At 39.7% G+C, this 22,305-nt stretch carries 19 protein-coding genes, 1 tRNA gene and 1 pseudogene; 10 read left to right on the forward strand and 11 right to left on the reverse strand.

All coding sequences use genetic code 11. From position 1 onward, the window contains the following. The first annotated feature begins 24 nt into the window (after positions 1-24). The 5 genes from BFO_RS14470 to BFO_RS08555 all read left to right on the forward strand — a co-directional run bounded on the left by BFO_RS14470 (position 25) and on the right by BFO_RS08555 (position 9,563). On the forward strand, positions 25-2,655 hold the full coding sequence (locus tag BFO_RS14470; RefSeq protein ID WP_014225286.1) for an NACHT domain-containing protein: 2,631 nt from the start codon (positions 25-27) through the stop codon (positions 2,653-2,655). Positions 2,656-2,839: 184 nt separating this feature from the next. Then, on the forward strand, positions 2,840-5,551 hold the full coding sequence (locus tag BFO_RS08540; RefSeq protein WP_014225288.1) for a type I restriction endonuclease subunit R: 2,712 nt from the start codon (positions 2,840-2,842) through the stop codon (positions 5,549-5,551). 3 nt (positions 5,552-5,554) lie between these two features. Further along, complete coding sequence (locus BFO_RS08545) at positions 5,555-6,976, forward strand: type I restriction-modification system subunit M (RefSeq protein WP_014225289.1); 1,422 nt, start codon at positions 5,555-5,557, stop codon at positions 6,974-6,976. Between the two features lie 5 nt (positions 6,977-6,981). Next, positions 6,982-8,142, forward strand: a complete 1,161-nt coding sequence (locus tag BFO_RS08550) for a PDDEXK nuclease domain-containing protein (RefSeq protein ID WP_014225290.1) — start codon at positions 6,982-6,984, stop codon at positions 8,140-8,142. An 11-nt stretch (positions 8,143-8,153) separates the two neighbouring features. Continuing rightward, positions 8,154-9,563, forward strand: coding sequence for a restriction endonuclease subunit S (locus BFO_RS08555; protein WP_014225291.1), 1,410 nt, complete (start codon positions 8,154-8,156; stop codon positions 9,561-9,563). 46 nt (positions 9,564-9,609) lie between these two features. Here BFO_RS08555 and BFO_RS15010 read toward each other — a convergent pair whose 3' ends face one another. After that, positions 9,610-9,831 carry a DUF2188 domain-containing protein gene (locus tag BFO_RS15010; protein ID WP_080561796.1) on the reverse strand — a complete coding sequence of 74 codons (222 nt, stop codon included), beginning with the start codon at positions 9,829-9,831 and terminating at the stop codon, positions 9,610-9,612. 91 nt (positions 9,832-9,922) lie between these two features. Then, positions 9,923-10,726: a tyrosine-type recombinase/integrase gene (locus BFO_RS08560; protein ID WP_014225292.1), complete on the reverse strand. Its 804-nt coding sequence runs from the start codon at positions 10,724-10,726 to the stop codon at positions 9,923-9,925. A gap of 90 nt (positions 10,727-10,816) precedes the next feature. On the opposite strand from BFO_RS08560, the gene BFO_RS08565 reads away from it, so the two are divergent. Then, on the forward strand, positions 10,817-11,260 hold the full coding sequence (locus BFO_RS08565; RefSeq protein ID WP_041590814.1) for a restriction endonuclease subunit S: 444 nt from the start codon (positions 10,817-10,819) through the stop codon (positions 11,258-11,260). Here the strand turns inward: BFO_RS08565 and BFO_RS08570 are convergent. Then, positions 11,255-12,424, reverse strand: coding sequence for a restriction endonuclease subunit S (locus BFO_RS08570; protein ID WP_244262902.1), 1,170 nt, complete (start codon positions 12,422-12,424; stop codon positions 11,255-11,257). The two genes, BFO_RS08565 and BFO_RS08570, sit on opposite strands and share 6 nt — an antisense overlap. Before the next feature lie 413 nt (positions 12,425-12,837). Between BFO_RS08570 and BFO_RS16140 the strand changes: the two are divergent. Beyond that, a pseudogene (locus BFO_RS16140) lies at positions 12,838-13,152 on the forward strand (winged helix-turn-helix domain-containing protein); the annotation flags it as partial. Between the two features lie 59 nt (positions 13,153-13,211). Here the strand turns inward: BFO_RS16140 and BFO_RS08580 are convergent. Further along, on the reverse strand, positions 13,212-13,859 hold the full coding sequence (locus tag BFO_RS08580; RefSeq protein WP_014225295.1) for a hypothetical protein: 648 nt from the start codon (positions 13,857-13,859) through the stop codon (positions 13,212-13,214). Between the two features lie 577 nt (positions 13,860-14,436). On the opposite strand from BFO_RS08580, the gene BFO_RS15635 reads away from it, so the two are divergent. Then, positions 14,437-14,667: a hypothetical protein gene (locus BFO_RS15635; RefSeq protein ID WP_157755305.1), complete on the forward strand. Its 231-nt coding sequence runs from the start codon at positions 14,437-14,439 to the stop codon at positions 14,665-14,667. Positions 14,668-14,676: 9 nt separating this feature from the next. Continuing rightward, positions 14,677-15,039, forward strand: coding sequence for a hypothetical protein (locus tag BFO_RS08590; RefSeq protein WP_046472589.1), 363 nt, complete (start codon positions 14,677-14,679; stop codon positions 15,037-15,039). 202 nt (positions 15,040-15,241) lie between these two features. On the opposite strand, the gene BFO_RS16655 is transcribed toward BFO_RS08590, so the two are convergent. Together BFO_RS16655 and BFO_RS08600 are read right to left on the reverse strand one after the other, a co-directional pair. Further along, positions 15,242-15,541, reverse strand: a complete 300-nt coding sequence (locus tag BFO_RS16655) for a transposase (protein WP_041590817.1) — start codon at positions 15,539-15,541, stop codon at positions 15,242-15,244. Continuing rightward, the gene (locus BFO_RS08600; RefSeq protein WP_041590818.1) at positions 15,478-16,368 is read right to left on the reverse strand and encodes a DUF4372 domain-containing protein; all 891 of its coding nucleotides are present in this window, start codon (positions 16,366-16,368) and stop codon (positions 15,478-15,480) included. The genes BFO_RS16655 and BFO_RS08600 overlap by 64 nt, the downstream gene beginning before the upstream one ends. A gap of 116 nt (positions 16,369-16,484) precedes the next feature. Here BFO_RS08600 and BFO_RS08605 point away from each other — a divergent pair, with 116 nt between their 5' ends. Beyond that, on the forward strand, positions 16,485-17,330 hold the full coding sequence (locus BFO_RS08605; RefSeq protein ID WP_014225299.1) for a S1 family peptidase: 846 nt from the start codon (positions 16,485-16,487) through the stop codon (positions 17,328-17,330). A gap of 97 nt (positions 17,331-17,427) precedes the next feature. On the opposite strand, the gene BFO_RS08610 is transcribed toward BFO_RS08605, so the two are convergent. The 5 genes from BFO_RS08610 to BFO_RS08630 all read right to left on the reverse strand — a co-directional run bounded on the left by BFO_RS08610 (position 17,428) and on the right by BFO_RS08630 (position 22,235). Next, positions 17,428-17,511, reverse strand: a tRNA-Leu gene (locus BFO_RS08610). Between the two features lie 170 nt (positions 17,512-17,681). Further along, a complete protein-coding gene (locus BFO_RS08615) occupies positions 17,682-18,626 on the reverse strand; it encodes an alpha/beta hydrolase (RefSeq protein ID WP_014225300.1) in 945 nt (314 codons plus the stop codon). Positions 18,627-18,657: 31 nt separating this feature from the next. Beyond that, the gene (locus tag BFO_RS08620) at positions 18,658-19,491 is read right to left on the reverse strand and encodes a deoxyribonuclease IV (protein ID WP_014225301.1); all 834 of its coding nucleotides are present in this window, start codon (positions 19,489-19,491) and stop codon (positions 18,658-18,660) included. A gap of 18 nt (positions 19,492-19,509) precedes the next feature. Further along, positions 19,510-21,486 (reverse strand): ArnT family glycosyltransferase, encoded by a 1,977-nt coding sequence (locus tag BFO_RS08625; protein ID WP_014225302.1) that lies wholly within the window; start codon positions 21,484-21,486, stop codon positions 19,510-19,512. A 5-nt stretch (positions 21,487-21,491) separates the two neighbouring features. Further along, the gene (locus tag BFO_RS08630; protein WP_014225303.1) at positions 21,492-22,235 is read right to left on the reverse strand and encodes a glycosyltransferase family 2 protein; all 744 of its coding nucleotides are present in this window, start codon (positions 22,233-22,235) and stop codon (positions 21,492-21,494) included. Positions 22,236-22,305: the final 70 nt, after the last annotated feature.

Raw genomic sequence — 22,305 nt, forward strand, 5'->3', positions numbered from 1 at the left:
ATTAGTAACCTTTATATGTAAATTATGATTCCAAAACAGATATTAAAATGTTTCATCGCATCACCAAGTGATACTTCGACGGAAAGAGATGTATGTGAAAGAGTTTTTGATGAACTCAATAGAAGCCTTGGTGTACCCTACAATGTTGAACTACAATCTGTTCGGTGGGAAAAAGATGTTAGACCAGGTATCGGAGAAGATGGACAGGCTGTTATAAATGAACAAGTAGGTGATCAGTATGACCTGTTTATTGGTATTATGTATACTAAATTCGGTTCACCAACTAATAGAGCTGATTCTGGTACTGAGGAAGAATTTAATATAGCATTAGAACGCTCAAAAAGAGAACAAGGTTTAGAGATTATGTTCTACTTTAACGATAGAGCTATTCAGCCGAGTCAATTAAATATAGAACAATATAATAAGGTTAAGGCTTTTAGAGATAATGTGGTAGGTACAAATTGCCTTTATTCTATGTATGATGGAGAAGAGGATTTTAAAGGAAAATTAAAGCAACATTTAACAATTTTTTTAAATCAAAAATTCACCAAAAAGAACGATGGTGAACTAGGAGAAACACCTCGAACAAGTTTTCTTCTAGAAGAGCGGTTGAACAAGTCTCTCCAACTTTTTGCAGGCCAACCGAAAATTTGGATCGATCCTATTATAAGTTCTAAATCAGATATATCAACTTGCCCCGACGATAATTATGATAATAGGGTAGAAATTTCAAGTATTATAGATAACCCTCGTGATGTCATAATATCTGCGCCTCCACAATTTGGTTTAACTTGCTTGTCTAATTATATGATTATAGAAGCATGGAAACAGGATTGTTTTTGGCTATACTTAGATGCAAAGAAGGTTAAGAGCCATAATATTCCCCAATATGTCAAAAATGAACTAACAAACTTAGGACTCAAAGAAGATATAAAGATTTCATGTGTGATTGTTGATGAATGGAATTCGATGGACAATATGGCTTTGAAAAAACTTAAATCTATTTGTGAGCATTTTGACTCTATTCCTATTATTCTAATGCGAACCTTAGATAATTCTAAGTTCATAAAAGAAAAACAAGAAGAAGTTAATATTAAAAGAAACTTTGAACCGCTTTATCTTTTAGCTATGACAAGAAATCAAATTAGGACTGTTGTAACTGAATATAATAAAGCAGCTTCAATTACTGACACTGATACATTACTCGACAAAATCGTAAGTGATTTGACGACTCTTAATATACATCGAACTCCTCAAAATTGTTTAACCTTACTAAAGGCTGATGAAAAAAGGTTTGATGTTAGTCCTGTAAATAGAAGTCAAATGCTTGAAGATGTATTATATGTATTATTTGAATTTACGGAAATCCCCAGATACAATTCCCAACCTGATGTAAAAGATTGCCAATTTATTCTTGGGTGCTTTTGTGAGCGGTTGATTAGGGAAAATCGAATGAGTTTTACTAGAGAAGAATTTCTTTCTACAACAAAGGAGGCAAGTGGTAATAATTTAATAGATATTGATGTGTTATTAGTCTTTACTGTTCTGATTAATAATAATGTTATTACTGCTACTGATAATTCTTTTTGTTTTAAGTCCGCTTTTTGGCTATTATACTTTGCGGCAAGACAGATGAGTTATAATAGTGAATTTGCAGACTATATATTTAAGTCAAAAAAATACTTAGATTATCCAGAACTAATAGAATTCTATACAGGTATTGATCGTAATAAGACAGATGCTTTAAGAGTTTTAATGGATGATATACACACTACCTGTGATATAGTTTTTTCACGATTAGGTATACCCGATAGTATAAACCCATATAAGTTTGCTTTTTGGAATCCAACAGAAGATCACATATTGCGTATACAAAAAGAAATTAGTGACAATGTTATGACATCTGGACTTCCAGAATCAATAAAGGATAGATATTCAGATACAGGGTATAATCAAATAACGCCGTATAATCAGAGCGTTGTCCTGCATGATTTCTTCGAGGAATATTACATTTATAATTTAATACAAGAGATAAAATCTTCTTCGCGTGCATTAAGGAATAGTGATTATGCCAACCCTGAAATAAAGAAGAACTTATTGTCAGAGGTCTTAAGAGGGTGGCTACAAATTTCTAAAGTTTTATTTGCTTTAATACCAGTTTTAGCTTCTAAAGGTTATGCTACTTACGGAGGGGCAGATTTTCTTTTGTCAGACAATTTTGGCGATACAGAAGAGGAAAGAGCTAAAAATATCTTATTTGTAATATCTACGAATGTAATAGCAATATTTAAAGAAGATATATTTTCATTGAAAATAGCCCCATTATTATATGACGCGTTTGAACATGCTGCAAGCCCATTACTAAAGCAACAACTAGCATTGCTCTTTGTTTTATGTAGACCTAATAAGTGGCATGAAAAAATAGAGAAATATTTAATAAATCTTCCAAAAAATTCCTTTTATTTATTTGAACTTGTTTGTGAGATGAGAGCACAATATAAGTTTGGATTCGTTGAGGAACAAGATCTTAAACTTCTTGCTTTATTGACAAAAAAATGTTTGGCTAAGCATCGGTTTGGAGTGGATAACCCTTCCCCTGGTCAAGTGAAGCAAATTCCTAGTTCCGTTTTGCCGAAAAGAGAAGATAAAGAATAGTTTAGTAGTATTGAAACGAGATATCATATGATAATAAAAGATATACAAGGATGTGTAGAAAGTCAGACGTTTGACTGCAAGAGCATTCAAATAGCCCCGAAGGTATTGGCTATTCCCATCGTTGCATTTGCAAAAATCATTTCTTAACTTCTGATAATATGCACTTATAAGAACCAGAGAAAATATGAAACCAGAAGAAAAGGCACGAGCTATCATAGATAGAATGTTTGAAGAAGCAGGCTGGAAAGTCGTTGATAGAGACAAGTATGTTCCAAATATGACAGCTGTGGCAATTAGGGAAGGATTGATGGTTGGCAATAGGGAAGCTGATTATTTATTGTTTCTCAACGGCAAAGCTGTAGGGGTATTGGAAGCTAAGCGTATTGAGACAGATATAAATTCTGATATTGTGCAAGAACAAGCACGTTTATATACACGTAGTTGTCCTAAGTGGTGCCAAGCATGGTTTCCTAATATACCTTTACCCCTTGCCTATGTTGCTAATAGTAGAGACTTGATGTTTTATGATACTCGAAAAAGTAATTCTGAATTTGAGTATTGTAAGAAAATTCATACTCCTAAAGAGGTTAAAAAGTTATTAGGGCTGAAGGATGACTATGTTGGCTTGCCCATGTTAAATCCCAAAGGATTGCGTGCATGTCAGTATGAAGCCATTACAGAATTAGAAAAATCATATCGTAATGGTGAAAATCGTGCTTTGATGGTTTTAGCAACAGGTGCGGGGAAGACATACACAGCTTGTTTGGCTGCCTATCGCATGTTAGCTTTCACGCCAATGAAGCGCATCTTGTTTTTGGTGGATAGGAATAATTTGGGTAAGCAGGCTGAAACCGAATTTGGTACATTCCGTTTGACAGAGAATGGCGATCCATTCAATACTATTTTTACGGTTAATCGCTTGAAGTCTTCGAGCGTACCAGCGGATAGCAATGTGGTAATATCCACTATACAACGACTTTTCTCATTGTTAAAGGGTGACGAAATTACTGATAGTGACGATGATTATGACGAAATAGAAGATAAGGAAATAATACTCCCAGAGCATCCTAACCTTCCTTCAGATTTCTTTGATATGATAATCATTGATGAGTGCCACCGTTCTATTTATGGTAATTGGCAGAAAGTCCTCAATTATTTCTCAAAAGCAAAGTTGATAGGGTTAACAGCAACACCTGTCCCTGAAACGAAGGCTTTCTTCAATAATAATATCATAGTAAACTATACGTTAGAGAAGTCTATCATTGATGGTGTAAATGTTGATTGCCGTGTTTATCGTATCAAAACACAGACAACAGAAAATGGAGGTGCCATTCTCGAAGGTGAGAAGGTAAAAAGAGAAATGTGCTATACAGGACAAGTTGAAACGGTAAACAATCAAGAAACAAAAAATTATACTCGTGAGGAACTCAATCGTAGTATTGTTAATCCTGCACAGATAAAATTGATATTAGAAACCTATCGTGATGCAGTATATACAGAAATGTTTACCGACCCGCAGCGTGAAGCTAATATGGATTATCTGCCCAAGACACTGATTTTCGCGCTTAATGAAAATCATGCCACTAACATTGTGCAGATAGCTAGAGAGGTGTTTGGACATAATGATAATCGTTTCGTACAGAAAATTACCTATTCAGCAGGTGATAGCAATGAGTTGATACGTCAGTTCCGCAACGATAAAGACTTCCGTATTGCCGTAACTTGCACATTGGTGGCGACAGGTACAGACATTAAGCCTCTTGAAGTGGTGATGTTCATGCGTGATGTGGCATCAGAGCCTTTATATATTCAGATGAAGGGGCGAGGCGTGCGTACTATTGGTGACGAACAACTCCGTAACGTTACTCCTAATGCGTATAGTAAGGATTGTTTCTACTTGGTTGATGCTGTTGGCGTGACAGAACATGAAAAGTCTATTACCACCCCTTCTGACGGTGCAACCACCAAACTAATGTCCCTAAAGGAACTCTTAGAGAAAATAACGCATGGTAACGTAAGTGATGATTATCTGCGTTTATTAGCAAGTCGCCTATCTCGTATAAGTCATAAATGTGAAGAAAAAGACCGTGAGAAGTTTATCAGTCTTGCACATATCAGTATGATGGATATTGCATCCAATATCTTTGATGCGCTCGAACAAGGATTCTTACCAGAGTATATCAATGTGAATGAGCCAAATACAGATCGTAAGGCATTAGTGTGCAATATTGCCAATTATCCCGATGCACGTGAGTTCTTATTGATACTCAATGCAGGTTTTATAGAAACTTTGATGCCAGGCGAGGACACGCTTATATCAAAGGGATTCTCACAAGAAGAAGCCCAAACCACCACTTCGGCTTTTGAAGCCTATTGTGAGGAACATAAAGACGAAATAGAAGCATTGCGCATCATCTACAACAATCAAGGTGAGCCACTCACATACACCATGCTGAAGGACTTGGAGAATAAATTGAAGTTTGCAAGTAGTAAGTTCAATACTTCATTGCTATGGAACTCCTACGCTATCATCAATCCCCAAATGGTAAAACATAGTTCTACAAAAGAGGAAAAAGAGGCCCTTACAAACATTATCCAGTTAGTGCGTTATGCTTTTCATCAGATAGAAAGGCTCGAAAGTTTATATCCATCTGCCAGCCAAAGGTTTAATCTTTGGTGTGGACAAAATCAACGCCCCCTCACAGAAGAACAGATAGGAGTAATGCAACAGGTGTTTAGCTACATTGCATCGAATGGTTATTGTACAATTACAGAGATTAAAGACAATGACAAGACACAGGCGGCACAACTTATCCGTGTCTTTGGTGGAAAAAATATAGCAGATGAAGCTTTGTCTTCATTATCACAATTTATCATTTACAGAAAAATAGCTTAACAAATGGCAGTAAATATATCAACAGAACAGGCTCTTACCAAAAAGGTTTGGAATTTAGCAACCACGCTATCAGGACAGGGTGTTGGATACACCGACTATGTTACTCAGCTCACTTATCTTCTTTTCCTCAAGATGGATGCAGAGAATGAGAAATTGTTCGAGGAAACATCCTCTATCCCAGAAGGCTATCGCTGGAGTAATCTGATAGAACTTGATGGCTTAGACTTGATAGAGCAATATGAGAAAACATTGAAAATACTCAGTGAGCAAGACAATCTTATCGGAACTATTTTCACTAAGGCACAGAACAAGATTGATAAACCTGTTTATCTGAAGAAGGTTATTTCAATGATAGACGAAGAGCAGTGGCTTGTAATGGATGGTGACGTAAAAGGTGCTATTTACGAGGGTATCTTGGAAAAGAATGGTCAAGACAAAAAGAGTGGTGCAGGACAATATTTCACTCCTCGTCCTCTTATCCAAGCAATGGTGGATTGTATCATGCCCAAGATTGGTGAAACTGTGTGCGACCCAGCCTGTGGTACAGGCGGATTCCTGTTAGCTGCATACGATTGTATGAAACAACAATCACAAGATAAGGACAAACGTGACTTCTTGAATAACAAGGAATTGCATGGTGTCGACAACACTCCGTTAGTTGTTACCTTGGCTTCAATGAACCTGTATTTACATGGCATTGGTACCGACCGTAGTCCTATTGCGTGCGAAGATAGTTTGGAGAAAGAGCCTGACACTTTGGTAGATGTAATTCTTGCCAATCCTCCTTTTGGAACTCGTCCTGCTGGTTCGGTGGACATCAATCGTCCCGATTTTTATGTAGAAACTAAAAATAACCAGCTTAATTTCTTGCAACATATGATGTTGATGCTGAAAACAGGTGGCCGGGCAGCCGTGGTACTTCCTGATAATGTGCTGTTTGAAGGTGGTGCAGGCGAAACGATCCGCAAGAAGCTATTGAGCGACTTCAATTTGCACACCATCTTGCGTTTGCCCACTGGTATTTTCTATGCACAAGGCGTTAAAGCCAATGTGTTGTTTTTTATAAAGGGGCAACCAACAAAGGATATTTGGTTCTATGATTATCGCACGGATGTAAAGCATACATTGGCAACTAATAAGTTGCAGCGTCATCATCTTGATGATTTTGTAGCCAGCTATACTGCTAATCATCGTGTCGAAACCTATAATGAAGATACTGCTCGTGATGGTAGATGGCGCAAATATGCGATAGAGGACATTATAGCTCGCGACAAAACAAGTCTTGATATCACATGGATTAAAGCAGGTGGAGAGGAAGAACAATTTACATTAGATGAGTTGATGACAAATATCAAAACTCAAGCCAGTAACATCAGTAAGGCAGTAGCTGAATTGCAGAAGTTAATGGATGGAATTAAAGAGTAAACGGAATGGATAGTAATGTGATATTGAGTCAAGAGCAGCAGTTTGATGAGGTAATCAACATCATTTTGCAGCATCAGGGTCGTGCTTCAAGGGCAGTGAATGAAGAAATGCTACTTATGGCTTGGAATGTGGGCGGTTATGTTTCCAATAAGTTAAAAACAGAAGAATGGGGTAGCAAAGTTGTTACTCAACTTTCTGAATATATCCGTACCAAACAACCAAAGCTGAAAGGATATAGCAGACGAAGTGTGTATAATATGGTACAGTTCTACGAAGAGTATTCTTCCGAGAGCTTCTTATCCATAGCATCACAATATCTATCTAAAGAATTTGTGCAGCCAAAAATTGCACAAACTAATGATAAGCCTTTGATACAAGATTATCAAGGAGTAGACACCTTTCCTATACAAGTTGTCCAGCCAAGAATTGGACAATTTCCCAAATTCCTCACACTAACCACTTTAACGAATCATATAGAGATATTATGCCGTTGTAAAAGCAGTGAAGAACGGTTATTCTATATTCTGTATGCTCACAAAGAACATTTGGTAAAAAGAGAGCTTCAGCGTAGCATCACCAACCAGACCTACACAACATTGTTAGGCGATAAAAAGAATATGTCGAAAGGCTTATTACAGAATTATCCTAATGCTCCTGTTGTATTTAAGGACACTTTGTTTGTTGATTTCCTCGGGTTGCCTCAAAAACATAGTGAAGCAAAGCTCAAGAAAGGATTGATAGAACACATGAAGCAGTTTATCCTTGAGCTGGGTAAAGATTTTATATTTATGGATCAAGAGTATAACCTCAATGTAGGTGCATCAACTTTCAAAGCCGACTTATTGTTCTTCCATCGTGGCTTGCAAGCACTTGTTGCGGTAGAACTGAAAAAGACAAAGTTTCATCCTCGTGATCTCGGACAGTTGGAATTTTATCTCGAAGCCCTTGATCGTGATGTAAAGCGAAGCAACGAAAACCCTTCTATTGGTATTCTATTATGTCCTGATGCTGATAAAATGGTGGTAGAATACGCTATGAGTCGCAGTATGAGCCCAACTTTGATAACAGAATACAAACGTATTCTTATTCCGCAAGAGCGTATGCAAGAACAACTCAATGAATATTGCAACTTTTTTTTGGAAGAGCAAAACAATACAAATGATTAATTTGGTAGATAATGGACACAAAGAAGTTAAGACAAAAGATATTAGACCTTGCTATTCACGGCAAACTTGTACCTCAAGACCCAAACGATGAGTCTGCATCTGTTCTGCTTGAGCGCATCCGTGCAGAAAAAGAACGCTTGATAAAAGAAGAGAAGATTAAGCGTAGTCGAAAATCTGCCAAAACTTCCGATACGCACCATTATGAGAATGTGCCGTTTGAAGTGCCACAAGGGTGGGAACTAATAGCATTAGAGGAAATCTTTATATTAAATCCTAAAAATGAAGTTGATGACGAGACCTTAGCAGGATTTATTCCTATGGCACTTGTTGATGATGGATTTTGTGGAAGTCATTCTTTTGAGCAAGAGCTTTGGAAAAACATTAAAAAAGGATTTAGTCATTTTCAAAATGGTGATATTGGAATTGCAAAGATATCTCCTTGTTTTGAAAATATGAAATCTGTGATTTTTAACAATCTTCCAAATGGGTTTGGAGCTGGAACTACAGAACTAACCATCTTACGTGGAATATTGATTGATGTAAAATTCTATCTATATCTTTTCAAGACTTCTTGGTACATAAGCCAGGGAACTAAATATTTTAAAGGTGTTGTTGGACAGCAACGAGTAAATAAAGCAATTTTTACGACATTAGAAGTTCCCCTTCCTCCACTTGCTGAACAGCAGCGCATTGTTTCAGAGATAGAGCGTTGGTCTGTTTTGATTGATACAATTGAGCAGGGCAAGGAAAATTTGGAAACATCAATCAAACAAGCCAAGAGCAAAATCCTTGACCTTGCCATTCATGGTAAACTCGTACCGCAAGATCCCAAAGATGAGCCGGCGTCTGAACTACTCAAGCACATCAATCCTAAGGCTCAAATCACTTGTGATAACGAGCATAGTAGGAAGTTGCATTCCAAAGGATGGGTACAGTGCATATTAAATGATGTATTCACTATTATAATGGGGCAATCTCCCGATGGCAATAGTATAAATGAAAAGAATGGAATAGAATTCCATCAAGGTAAACTATTCTTTTCTCAGAAGAAACTATTAAAATCTCCTTTTTATACTACTTCGCCAATAAAGATTGCAAAACCAAATAGTTTGGTATTATGTGTAAGGGCACCTGTAGGCGATATAAACACTTTAGATAGAAAAATTTGCATAGGGAGAGGTTTATGCAACTTACAACCTAATAGTGCTTTAAACTTAGACTTTGCGTATTATTCTATGATACAACATAAAGTTTCACTTGAAAATAAGGCAACTGGTTCTACGTTTAAATCTGTCTCAAAGAATATAATATGCAAAGAACTTTTTTATCTTCCTCCACTCGCCGAACAAAAGCGCATTGTACGTAAAATCAAAGACTTGTTTACTTTGATTAATCTAATAGAAATAGAATTGGACAAATAAAATAGCCAGAGAGAAATTGGTCTCTCTGGCACATCCTAAAAAATCATTACCCACGAGGTGGGTATGGATCGTTACCATACGAATCACGTTCTCTTATGTGTCCATTACGACCATGGATTAAAAGTTCGGATTGTTGATTCCTTGAGATTTCACGGGCTATCGCTATCGCTTCCGCTTGAGTATCAAAGGTATAAGTTAGCTTTGAGTTATTTTCTCCTCTTACTCCCCATCGTCCATTTTTAGGAACTACATGCTGATTTTTTCCCATTCTTTACACCCCCTTTCTGAAATATGATTTGTCAGAAAATTTATCTCCAACACATTTCTTTTCTATTGTATGCAAAAAATACGCCATTCTTTCACCAATTCACGATTTTGTCTACAATCTTCTGTTGCTCACTCGCTGTCCTGCGTAAATAGATGCGAGTGGTTTCTATGCTCTCGTGTCCCATAAGGTCGGCTAATAGCGCAAGATCATTGAAACGGTCGAGAAAATTCTTTGCAAAGCGGTGGCGGAAAGAATGTGGATAAACCACATCACGATTGATACCATACTTTTCTGCAAAATATTTAAGCTGTTGGGCAATACCACGTGTTGTGATTCGATTACCAAAGCGATTGAGAAAAATATACCCAGAGGTTAATCCTTTCTCTTTAATCCACTTATTCGCTTCTGTCCGCAAATTCTTAGGAATGTACAAACGTCTTATCTTTCCACCTTTGCTATAAAGGTCAAGATACCCTACTTGTACATGCTCTGCTTTAATTTGTAGCAATTCACTAACACGTGCACCCGTTGCAGCCATAAACCATATTATGAAGTACCATTCATCATAGCCATCAGCCTTTAGCTTGGTCTTCAAGAACTTGTAGTCGGCATCACTTATCACATTTTCCAAGAAGTTCTTTTGCTGTACCTTTACAAACTTCACTTTCAGTTTCTCTTGCTTCGAGTATTCCAAGAACTTGTTGATGGCCTGCAAACGTAGGTTGACTGTTTGGGGCTTAAAGCTCTCTACAAGGAATCCTTTGTATGCTAAAAGGTTCTTTTTATTCACTTCCTTGTAATGTTTAAAGAAGTAGTTCACTGTCCACACATACGATGTGATGGTGTTTGGTGCCAAGTTGGTCTTGGCAAGATGTTTCTGAAATGTTGTTACCATATTACATTGATTAATAATGAATAAAGTAACAATATAATAAAGTATATCGAGCATTATGCGCAGTTGCCCAAAGGATGGAGTGTAATATCAATGCAAGATGTTTGTAAACTAAAGGATGGAATAAAGCTGGATAGTACTCCTTTGATAAATTTGGATGTAAAGTATTTAAGAGGGACTTCAGCAGGAAAAGCCATTAACAGTGGTAAGTTTGTAACAGCTAATTCCTATATGATTTTAGTAGATGGTGAGAATTCAGGCGAAGTATTTAGAACCCTAATAGATGGCTATCAAGGAAGTACATTTAAGCAGTTGGACATAGACCAAAATGTCAATGAGAAATATATTCTCAATGTAATAAACCTGCATCGAAAGGCATTAAGAGAGAATAAAGTGGGGTCTGCAATACCTCACCTGAATAAAAAGTTATTCAAGGCTATTTCCGTCCCCTTGCCACCATATAATGAGCAGATAAGAATAGTAGAAGCGATTAAATCGGCATTCAACTTACTTGATGCGCTCAAGGAGAATTTATAAGTTCTCCTTGACTGCATCTAAGGCATTAAATAGGTTGTCTATTGCTACAACGATTCGTTCTTGTTCCTCTTTGGGAGGAATAGAAATTGAGAGTTTAGAGTATTCTGAAATCCAATAACGTTTATGAGTATCACCAATTAGTTGCGTGATGCTCATAAAAGCAGCAACATATTTGATTGATATGTTTTGGTTTACCTGCAAAATCTTCATTGCAGAAGACTTAACTTTGAAAGGGAAAGTTACTAATTTTGAGGCTGTGGTAAAATCATCGAAGATAATACAAGGTAATTTAGAATATATGCCATCTTTTTCATCGGTGTAGCCTATTATAAATGATTTACCAGCTGTTAGAACTGGAGTTAGATAGCTATCATCATAGTTCGTAGAACTGACAATATAGTCTGCAGGTTGTTCATATTCTATAATATTTTCAAGTGAACACATAACCCATCCTTTGGGCAACTGCGCATAATGCTCGTTATCACAAGTGATTTGAGCCTTAGGATTGATGTGCTTGAGTAGTTCAGACGCCGGCTCATCTTTGGGATCTTGCGGTACGAGTTTACCATGAATGGCAAGGTCAAGGATTTTGCTCTTGGCTTGTTTGATTGATGTTTCCAAATTTTCCTTGCCCTGCTCAATTGTATCAATCAAAACAGACCAACGCTCTATCTCTGAAACAATGCGCTGCTGTTCAGCAAGTGGAGGAAGGGGAACTTCTAATGTCGTAAAAATTGCTTTATTTACTCGTTGCTGTCCAACAACACCTTTAAAATATTTAGTTCCCTGGCTTATGTACCAAGAAGTCTTGAAAAGATATAGATAGAATTTTACATCAATCAATATTCCACGTAAGATGGTTAGTTCTGTAGTTCCAGCTCCAAACCCATTTGGAAGATTGTTAAAAATCACAGATTTCATATTTTCAAAACAAGGAGATATCTTTGCAATTCCAATATCACCATTTTGAAAATGACTAAATCCTTTTTTAATGTTTTTCCAAAGCTCTTGCTCAAAAGAATGACTTCCACAAAATCCATCATCAACAAGTGCCATAGGAATAAATCCTGCTAAGGTCTCGTCATCAACTTCATTTTTAGGATTTAATATAAAGATTTCCTCTAATGCTATTAGTTCCCACCCTTGTGGCACTTCAAACGGCACATTCTCATAATGGTGCGTATAAGAAGAATTAGGCAATTACACATTTCCAATGGTATGCAATAGGAGAGAAAGGTATGAGCTTGCCAATAAAAGGTTCTTCTGTTAAATAGATGGATTTATACGTTTGTTAACATTTAGAGGAGCTATTCTTGTCTCCCCATATACTGCATAGCGAGCAATTAACCAACTGTACATCAATATTATATAGAGATTTATGCGAGATACTAATCCCTTAACATCCTGTAAACATCAAGGAGCTTCATTTACGCATTTAACAGAAGACCCCAATAAAAGGGGTAACATACCCACAAACCGTCAAGAGGTGAAAAGGTTATTTATACAACCTGCTATCAATAAAAATGCAACTGTAAATGCCGAAAATGCAACTGTAAGTCCCAGTGATACGATTGATAAATATATACTTCCATCTTGATGATTTTATTTTGAAAATTACGGTACCGAAGGTGACAGAAAGGGTGATAGAAAAGGATGTCAAGGTGACAGAAAAGGTGATAGAAAAAGCAATGGCACTCAATGAAAAATTAACAAAAAATCGTATTTCTATCATCAAGCTAATAATAGAGAATCCATATATTTCTAAATCGGAACTTTCCAAACATGTAGGAATCAGTGAAAATTCCATATCACGTAACATAGAAGCTATGCGTGATAAATATCTCCGCCGTGTCGGTCCCAACAAAGGCGGCTTTTGGGAAATCATAGAATAATATGGTGATATAACAAGCCCAACCTGCATCTTATTGGGTTGGGCTTGCTTCGTATAGGGCTATTTCAATTTCTTTTGCATCAAACTATCGGATTTTGCTTTCAGTTCCACATTATAATCATCTGTATGCTTCTTGATTCTTTTAATCATTGTGGCATCGCGATGAATGTCAAACACATCATTGAGCCACAAGATTTCCTTAGAACTACAACCTCTCCATACTCTGATGATTCGGAATTTCAAGGCATCATCCTTGTATTGCTGTTTGCTTTGCCACAAGAAGTAATTGCCGACCAAAGAAACAAGACAGAGGACAGAAACTGCCGCCACAGCAGTAAAGACTTTTGACGACTTGATGTCAAAGCTATGCATATGAATATGTTCCTGTGGTTGTGGATGCTTTTTCTGCTCCTGCCATTCGTGCAACATGGTCAAGACACTTGCCACCAATTTGTCCATGGATTTAGCCTCCTCGTCCTTGATGCGCACTTGTACGCCAATATACTTGTTAATCACGGCTTTTATCCGCTGTTCATATTGATTGAGCAATTCCTGTTCCCGTTGTTCGTCACTAAGTTCTGGGGTAGATGAAACAGGGAGAGAGGCAGAGCTGTTCTCCTTTTCTTTCAACTCTTTTACTTCCTTATAAATTGTCTCCAGCTTGTTTTTGATTTCCTCAAAGAGGACAAATGTATTATTATCAGCCATAATTATAAATGTAAATGAATATCCGTGTTTGTACCTAAAAACTCCATTAAACTATTTAATAACAATAATTTGGATGCATGGATTGGAGTAAGAAATAAATTTCTGTAGATTAGCAATATATAATTAATTTTAGGCATATATACGGACATTCATAATTTATTATCTTTGCATCGTGTCCTTTTTAGCGGCACATGGCATCGTTAGAAAAGAAGAAGCGTTATGCTTGCATCTGTTCGGCCTGAAACCTGAGAAATTTCAATTAACGAACGAAGAACAGCATAGTGGTTCTCACGCTATAGCGTGGGCTACTATTGATACATTCGTTCGTTAGGTTTTCTCAGGACCGCAGGCTGAAGATGTGGACATAGTCAGTTCCACGCTTCTGCATATATAAACTATTTAGAGCCGAGAGGGACTGGTTAGGCAAAGAGAATATTTTATGGAAATTTTCAAAGAGTGGCTGAGAAACAATGGTTACTGATTTAGTGTTGAACCGTTTGGAATTGCCTTTAAACATCAAGGTGGTAATTTTATCATTGGCAACAATTCGGGGGATAATCTTTACCTTCAAATTCTTATGCCGGGTATTTATACTCTGAACGACCTTTCTGAGAAACAACATGTTTTGGAGGTTTGTAATGAACTGAACCGAGAAATCAAGTGCCTTAAAGCGTTTTTCTTTGATGAGAACAATATCTGGTTGGCCACTGAAATGTTTATCGATCATACCCCGGAACTTGATGATTTTATGGAAAGACTGCTTGGAATCCTTCATGCAGGGCGATTGAAAATGCAAGCAAAGTTATAAGTCTCTGTTATGATATTGAACTTTTTATTTGAATCCTCTGACCACTTAAGATACGAGAACGGTATTCATGTTGCTGGCCCACATGGCGGAGCTAATCGTGCGGTGAAAGTAGAGCCTAACATTAACGGATGCAGTGGTTACAACTTGCAAGGTGGTGATGGTTATATTGTTACTATTTATAATTTGGATGGAGCACATCCTGTTTGGCAGAATAACGTGCAGATGTCTCCCAAACCCATGAAAATAGTTAGCCAATCGGAAGAGAAAATCGTTTTACGAGGCTATCCTGTACAAGCGATGTCACCTTTCGGATGGATCGATTTCAACGGGCAAGATTATGGCTTGACGATTTATATTAAAAATCACTATTAACCGACTAAAATCAAAATTCATCGGATTTTATTTTTAAATAGTTAATATGCAGATATTTATTGTTTTGTTTTTTCTATTTTCAAAAGCTACCTCCCTCTAAAATAAAGATAATTGAACATTCGAAGGGTTTTTATTTTTACTTTTAGTACGTTTGGAGTAGGCTTTACGTCCTTCTGTCACCACCCAAATCAAATCCAAGTGACTAATCAAGTGTATCCGCACCAATGCCGCGATGGTTGAAAACGCCTTTTTGCTCCCCGGACAAGACCCGCACCACGTTTAACAGCAAATGGGCAATCAGCGTCACCAGACCTGTGTCTTTATCCCGTTTTCCGTTTCCGAGTAGAAGAAGTGCAGTTGAAAGTTTTGTTTCAGTTTTTTTGAATGTCAGCTCTATAGTCCACCTGTATTTGTAAATCAAAGCGACTTCTTCGGGCCTTATCTCCCAGTTGTTGGTGATAAACTTGTATTTCCTGCCTTTCTCGTCCTTGTAATAAACCAAACGCAGACAAAGAGTCTCTTTTTTCTTTCCCCGTGTTTATAATCCAGGTGGATATGTTCTATTTTGTAAACACCGGATTCTTCTTTTTTGAGTTCCTTCTCGAACAAGACTTCCTGTAATTGAGATTTGGCATTGTCTTTCAACCGGCAGACAAAGTTGACCCCCTCTTTTGTCCAGTCGGAAAACAGACAATAGAAATTGTACGCCTTGTCGAAGACCGGCATGCTGCCTTTCGACGGATTCAGGTGGGACAGAAACTTCTTGTCGTGCATTTTCGCCTCGCTGATGGTGGCAAAAACGGCCGTGTCGGCGTGTACGTCGGTCAGCATGTGGACTTTCAGCCCGCCTTTCTTCTTCCCGTCGTCCTTGGGGTTGCGCCCCACACCTTTCATGATGTCCGAAAACAAGGTCACCGTAGTGGAGTCAAAGGCGTAAAACTCCTCGAAACCCACGTCCTTTTTCCGGCTGACCGACAAAAGCGGACGGAAATAGGCTATCAAAGCAAAGTAATACAACCTGAAAAGCTCTTCACTCTTCTCGCGCAAGGCGTCACCCGCCGTACTCTTCGCCGGCGCACAATCCATGTTCAGGTAGTTCAGCTTGCCTTCCAATGCCCGCATACCGTCGCAGACTTCGCCCATAGAATCGCAGCGGGAAAATATCCCGAACAACATCACGATAAGTTGATCCCACGAAAAGAATGCCTTATAATAACGGTCGCTGCCGCATTGTCGTACCAAGATATCAAACTGCTCACGCGGAAGTATTTTTACGATTTGTTTGAAAATCGGCTGACCGACTAATTTCTTTATATTATCTTTGCCCATAGTTGAGAATTTGCGTTGCAATACAAATTTACAACTTTGGGGGCAATGCTTCGGTGGAGCCCCTTATTTTTATTCTAAACTTTTGTCGGTCAGTAATGATAAATAATAGATATAGTATGGATTTATCTGTAATTGAACAACTGTGTTTTAGTACTGTTCGTATTGAAACGACTTCCTATGAAGGTATATCATTCTCTGGTACAGGTTTCTTTTTCAATCTACCTGTAGATGATAAGACTTTACCCTTACTCGTAACTAATAAGCATGTCGTAAAGGGAATGAACCAAGGGAAGTTTGTTATGAGTGAGTGTGATGAGAATGACAATCCTATTTATACGGAACATGTTGTCATAAATATAGAAGAGAATTTTGAGGAGAAATGGATTTCTCATCCTGACTCAGAGATAGACCTTTGTGTTATGCCGGTGAACTCTATTATTCAATCCTCTCAAAAAGAGTTAGGGAAAAGATTTTTCTATCGGACTTTTGATAATACTATAATTCCTACCATACAACAGTTACAAGACGTTGATATAGCAGAAGATATCCTGATGATAGGTTATCCCAATGGATTATGGGATGCTGTAAATAATATGCCTATAGTTAGGCGTGGTATTACAGCAACAGATGTTAAGCTAAACCATAATGGGAAAAGAGAATTCGTTATAGATGCAGCTTGCTTTCCTGGTTCAAGCGGCTCTCCTATTATTTTATTCAATAAAGGAGGTTATACTGATAAAAAAGGAAATTTGAATTGGGGGAGGGGACGGCTTATGTTGTTAGGAATATTATATGCAGGCCCCCAACTTACAGTTTCTGGGGATATTAAAATCGTCACTATTCCAGATGTTCAAGAAAAAGCTTTGTCAATCTCTCACATACCTAATAACTTAGGCTATATAATTAAATCAGAAACATTATTAGATTTTGTTCCTATTATAAAGTCTATCTTTAAATTATAAGCATTTAAAAGGATATATGGGAACAATTTGGGAACATATGCAAAACAAGAAAAAAAGCTAAGTGTTGATAAATCAATCACTTAGCTTTTTTACATTGTACCCAGACCCGGGGTCGAACCGGGATGGATATTACTCCACTGGTGTTTGAGACCAGCGCGTCTACCGATTCCGCCATCTGGGCATTTGCGGGTGCAAAGGTAGAGAATATTTTTTGAAAAAATAAAATTCATGAATAAAAAAAGGTCGTAATGCAGTGTGCAGGCTTGACTGGCTCAACATTCTCTGATATTTTATCGATGTATCTATAAGGTAATCAGTGTGCTTGCAAAGAGGATGCGATCGTTGTTGCTGTCAAAGATATTTCCCGACAAATGCACTGACCCGTTGGGTGTATTCCTCGCGGTTGTCACGGTAAGAGACGGCATGAGCAGTGCAGGGAACGATCCATAGTTCTTTATCACCTTGTTTTTTAGCTTTGTATAGTGTATAAACCATCCACGTAGGGACATAATCGTCCGCATCGCCGTGGATAAAAAAGACCGGATGCCGGCTTTTTTCGATTTGCTTCAGTGCAGAGGCTTCGTGGAAGTCCCAACCGTAAAGCCACTTACACAGCAGGTTCGTTGTATATAGCATCGGTATTTCGGGCAGTCCGAAGCCGACTTTCAATTCTTTCGAGAATTCGTCCCAGACGCTTGTGTACCCGCAATCTTCGACGAAGCATCGCACGTAGTCGGGTTGCGCGTCGCCGGCCATCATCATCGCCGTTGCCGCTCCCATTGAGATTCCGTGCACAACGATTTGTGTTGAGTCGCCGAACATTGTATGGGCTACTTCCGCCCAACGCCTCACGTCGTGTCTGTCGAGCCATCCCATACGGATATGTTCTCCTTCACTTTCTCCTCCGCCATATAAATCGGGCAACAGGATGTTGAACTCGAGATCGTGATGATAAAGATAGCCGATCATCAGCATCCGCACGGCGCTATCGGTGTATCCGTGAATGATCAGGGCGGTGCGTCGGGTCGGTTGGGGCGCCTCTGCATAAAGCGCATGAAGGCGGATGCCGTTGCGGAGGATAAACGTATCGCGTAAGGCGCCGGTTTGTTTCAGGCTGTCAGCCCAAGGCTTGATGAACGGATACTCGGTAAACATGTACGCATACGATCCCTCGGTATCTTTTCCCGAGTTATTGGCGGGACAGAGCGAATAGTCGAGCATATAAAAACTTCCTCCTGCAATTGCGGCGGATAGCAGGATTAATATCCCGGACAAGAGATAAAGTGCACGTTTCATCGCGTTTGTATTTTGTACGGGCCTCTTGACTTCAGTCTTTTCGCAGTGACTTCAGCAGCTTAATTTCGGCTGCATATCCATCTAATTCGTTCGGTGTCTCAAGGTTGAATGGCAAATCACGCAGTGCCGGATGATTGATGATACGGGTGATTGCTTCGAGACCGATATTTCCTTCTCCGATTTTGGCATGGCGGTCTTTGTGGCTACCCATTGGGTTAAGGCTGTCATTAAGGTGAATAGCGCGCAGTCTGTCAAGCCCGATGATTCGGTCGAATTCGTCTATCACCTTATCAAGTTGATGAATGATATCGTATCCGCCGTCGAAGATATGGCATGTATCGAGACATACCCCCAAGAGATGCTCCAGTTCAACACGGTCGATGATCGCGCGCAACTCTTCGAACGACCGGCCGATTTCGCTTCCTTTGCCGGCCATGGTTTCCAGCAGGACCGTCGTACGTTGTTCCGGTTTTAGGATTCGGTTCAGCATCTCGACAATGTAGTCGATGCCCTTTTCCACGCCCTGTTTCACATGACTTCCGGGATGGAAGTTGTAGAAGTTCTCGGGAACGTATTCCATCCGTCGCAGGTCGTCGGCCATGGTTTCCGTCGCAAATTTTCGCAGGGCGGCGTCGGCGGCACAGGCGTTCAGGGTATAGGGCGCGTGTGCCACGATGGAAGAAATATCGTGCTCTTTAGCCAGTTGAAGGAAGGCCTCTACATCTTTTTCATTGATAGGCTTAGCCGCTCCTCCTCGCGGGTTGCGTGTAAAAAACTGAAAGGTGTTGGCTCCGATGCTCACAGCATCCCTGCCCATGGCCAGAAATCCTTTGGAGGCCGATAAATGACAACCGATTCTAAACATGCTGTTTCTGTTCTTTCTTTAATGAATAAATTTTACGATCTCGCATGGCTCCGACGTGCCAAACGTTTTCACGGTCTGAAACCGTCCTTCATACTTTTGAGAGATAAACCATACATAGCGATGGATGCTATTGATATATATACCGTTATTCTGTGTCGGATCTTGACGGAGTTGGGGCAATAGCAGATAATCGATGCCTCTTTCTACAAGGTAGCGATTCATCATATCAGGATCATAGATACGCAGGGTTACAAGATCAACTTTTCGGCATTCCCGTATAAAATCTTCCAGGTCGTTCGTGTATGTCGCACCTGCATCTCTCAACATTTCTGAAGTCTGGTTTTTTAAACTGTCGTCCATCAGATAGATGCCTATCTGATGGACCTCTCTTCCCCCGATGTTTACAGGGGTCACGGAAGTGATGACGTATTGAAGTTGTTCTCCATAAAATGCATGTTTATCGACAGCGATAATAAACGGGGCTTTTTCATTCTTTTTCAGATATTCCAGGGTGTCGAGCGGGACCGTCAATGTTGCCGGTAGTCCTGTAAAATCACGGTCGGCATAAATCTTTGAGATCGACGCCTTACGGCTGACGATAACGGCATCTTTCTCCAGATTGTGGGCAGCCCACTGGCTTGCCTTGATAAAATTCTGCCAGTCGGGTGTGAGGCCGTAAAGTGTTTCGCCAAGCATATTCTGCTGCAAGACGGGGATGTTGCGCGCCACCCGATTCTTTGATATGATGAGTGTACCTCCGCATACGACAAACAATAACACCGGGTAGATAAAGAAAAATTTTCTTAACGGTTTGGATTGAAACATGTAGCACAATCCTCCGAGCAGGAACAGAAGGATCAACGGATAATAAATCATGATCAGCCGGTCTTGTCCCCAGATGATTTGGAGCAGTACAAAGCTCGCAAAGTTCATCACGCCGATGTAGATTCCCACAAACAGTAGCGCCATATTCCGTCTGAATACGATGGCAAGTCCCGAAAAATAGAGCAGGTATATGATCACGGTGCGCCATACATCTGTTTGGGGCAGGTTGCTGGGAGTTTCCGGAATGATTCCCATCATCTGGCATAAGAAAGCAGAAAGGTAGATTTGCGAATTGATGAGAAAGCGGTTCACGAAACCTGCCCAATCTTCCATTCCCTGGCTCGGAGCGTAGTAGTCTTTCGCTAAATAGTTCCGGATGTCGTAAGCGCTACCCGCTTCAGACCAAACAACGGTTTTGAAGAGTTGAAACGCCGCGAAGACAAGCACAGTGGCAACAACCGTATACAACAAGTCTTTCCATCGTAACTTTACCATGAAGAAGAGAGCTACGGCTCCTATAACAGCATATCCGATGCTGCGTGTAAGCCCCATACACAGTGCCAGCATGCCGAGGATGAGGTATTTTTCCCAGTCTGTTTTCAGGGTGTAGGACACATTACCGTTACGCAGAAAATAATTGGAAAAGAAGTAGAGAAAAAGTGCCTGAGTCAGCATAAACATCGGTTCGCTGTACGTATGGCTTGCATAGAAGAAGACGAACGAGCAAAGACTTGTAAGCAATAGCGCAGGCATCAGTACAAGTGCGGGAACGATGCCCCGGAAACTTTTATATGTGAGCCAGAGTGAAAGCAGAATAAAAACGGCCGACAGCGATTTAAGCAGGATCAGCTTGATCCCGAACACGCCGACGAACGGAGCAAGGACGATCGGATACAGCGGCCCGCGGAATCCCGGAAACCGGAAGTCTCGCCAGAAGTTTTGAGCGTTTATAATATAGTCGCAGTCGTCGCCGCTGAGGCTGACTTTGATATCGAAAAGCAGGATGCTCATCAACGCTCCCAAAATCATCGAAATGACAAAGAATATACGTTCGTGCCGTTCAAAAAAACGGTTGATTCGGGTGTATGTTCCCTGATCGGGACGAGGCTTGTACACCTTATTTTCGTGTTGGTGTACCTCTGTCTGTTTGTGCTTTTTTAGTTTGTTCATCGCGTTCAAGGTCTGAATAATTTAAAATCAGCAAGCCGCATCTTTTGGAGACGGTAAGCGAACGATACGCCCAATACGCCCCAGCCGTATGTGATACTTCGCCCCAGGTTAATGGACGAAGCTTCCTCAAAGTATCTGGTCGGACAACTGACCTCGCCGATACTGAATCCCCAGTAGAAAATTTGCGCCAGCATCTGGTTGTCGAAAACGAAATCGTCCGAATTTCTCTCATAGGGAACCGCCAGCAATACTTCTTTTGTAAAGGCCCGGTACCCGGTATGATATTCACTCAGTTTCTGCCCCATCAACAAATTCTGTATGAAGGTCAGAAAACGGTTAGCAACGTATTTATAAAGCGGCATTCCTCCCGCAAGGGCTCCTTTGCCGAGGATACGCGAAGCGATGACTACAGGATACAGTCCACTGGCGATCATATAGCAAATGGACGTTAGCAGAAGCGGTGTATACTGATAGTCGGGATGAAGCATCACCACAATATCGGAACCGATCTCGAGTGCTTTGTCGTAACAAGTCTTCTGATTGCCTCCGTAGCCTTTGTTTTTTTTGTGTTTGATGACGTACCGTATCCCTAACTCACGAGCGACATCGGACGTATGATCCGAGCTGGCGTCATCAACCAATACGACATGATCGACAATATCGAAAGGAATTTCTGCATAGGTCTGTCGCAATGTTTGTTCGGCATTATAAGCCGGCATGACTACGGTTATAACTTTTCCTCGTATCATTTGTTGTTTTAATAGCGGACGCAAAATTACGACTTTACGCTGGAAAAACAATCGTGCATGCTATGAATAT

This window comes from Tannerella forsythia 92A2, from assembly GCF_000238215.1.
Taxonomy (GTDB): Bacteria; Bacteroidota; Bacteroidia; order Bacteroidales; family Tannerellaceae; genus Tannerella; species Tannerella forsythia.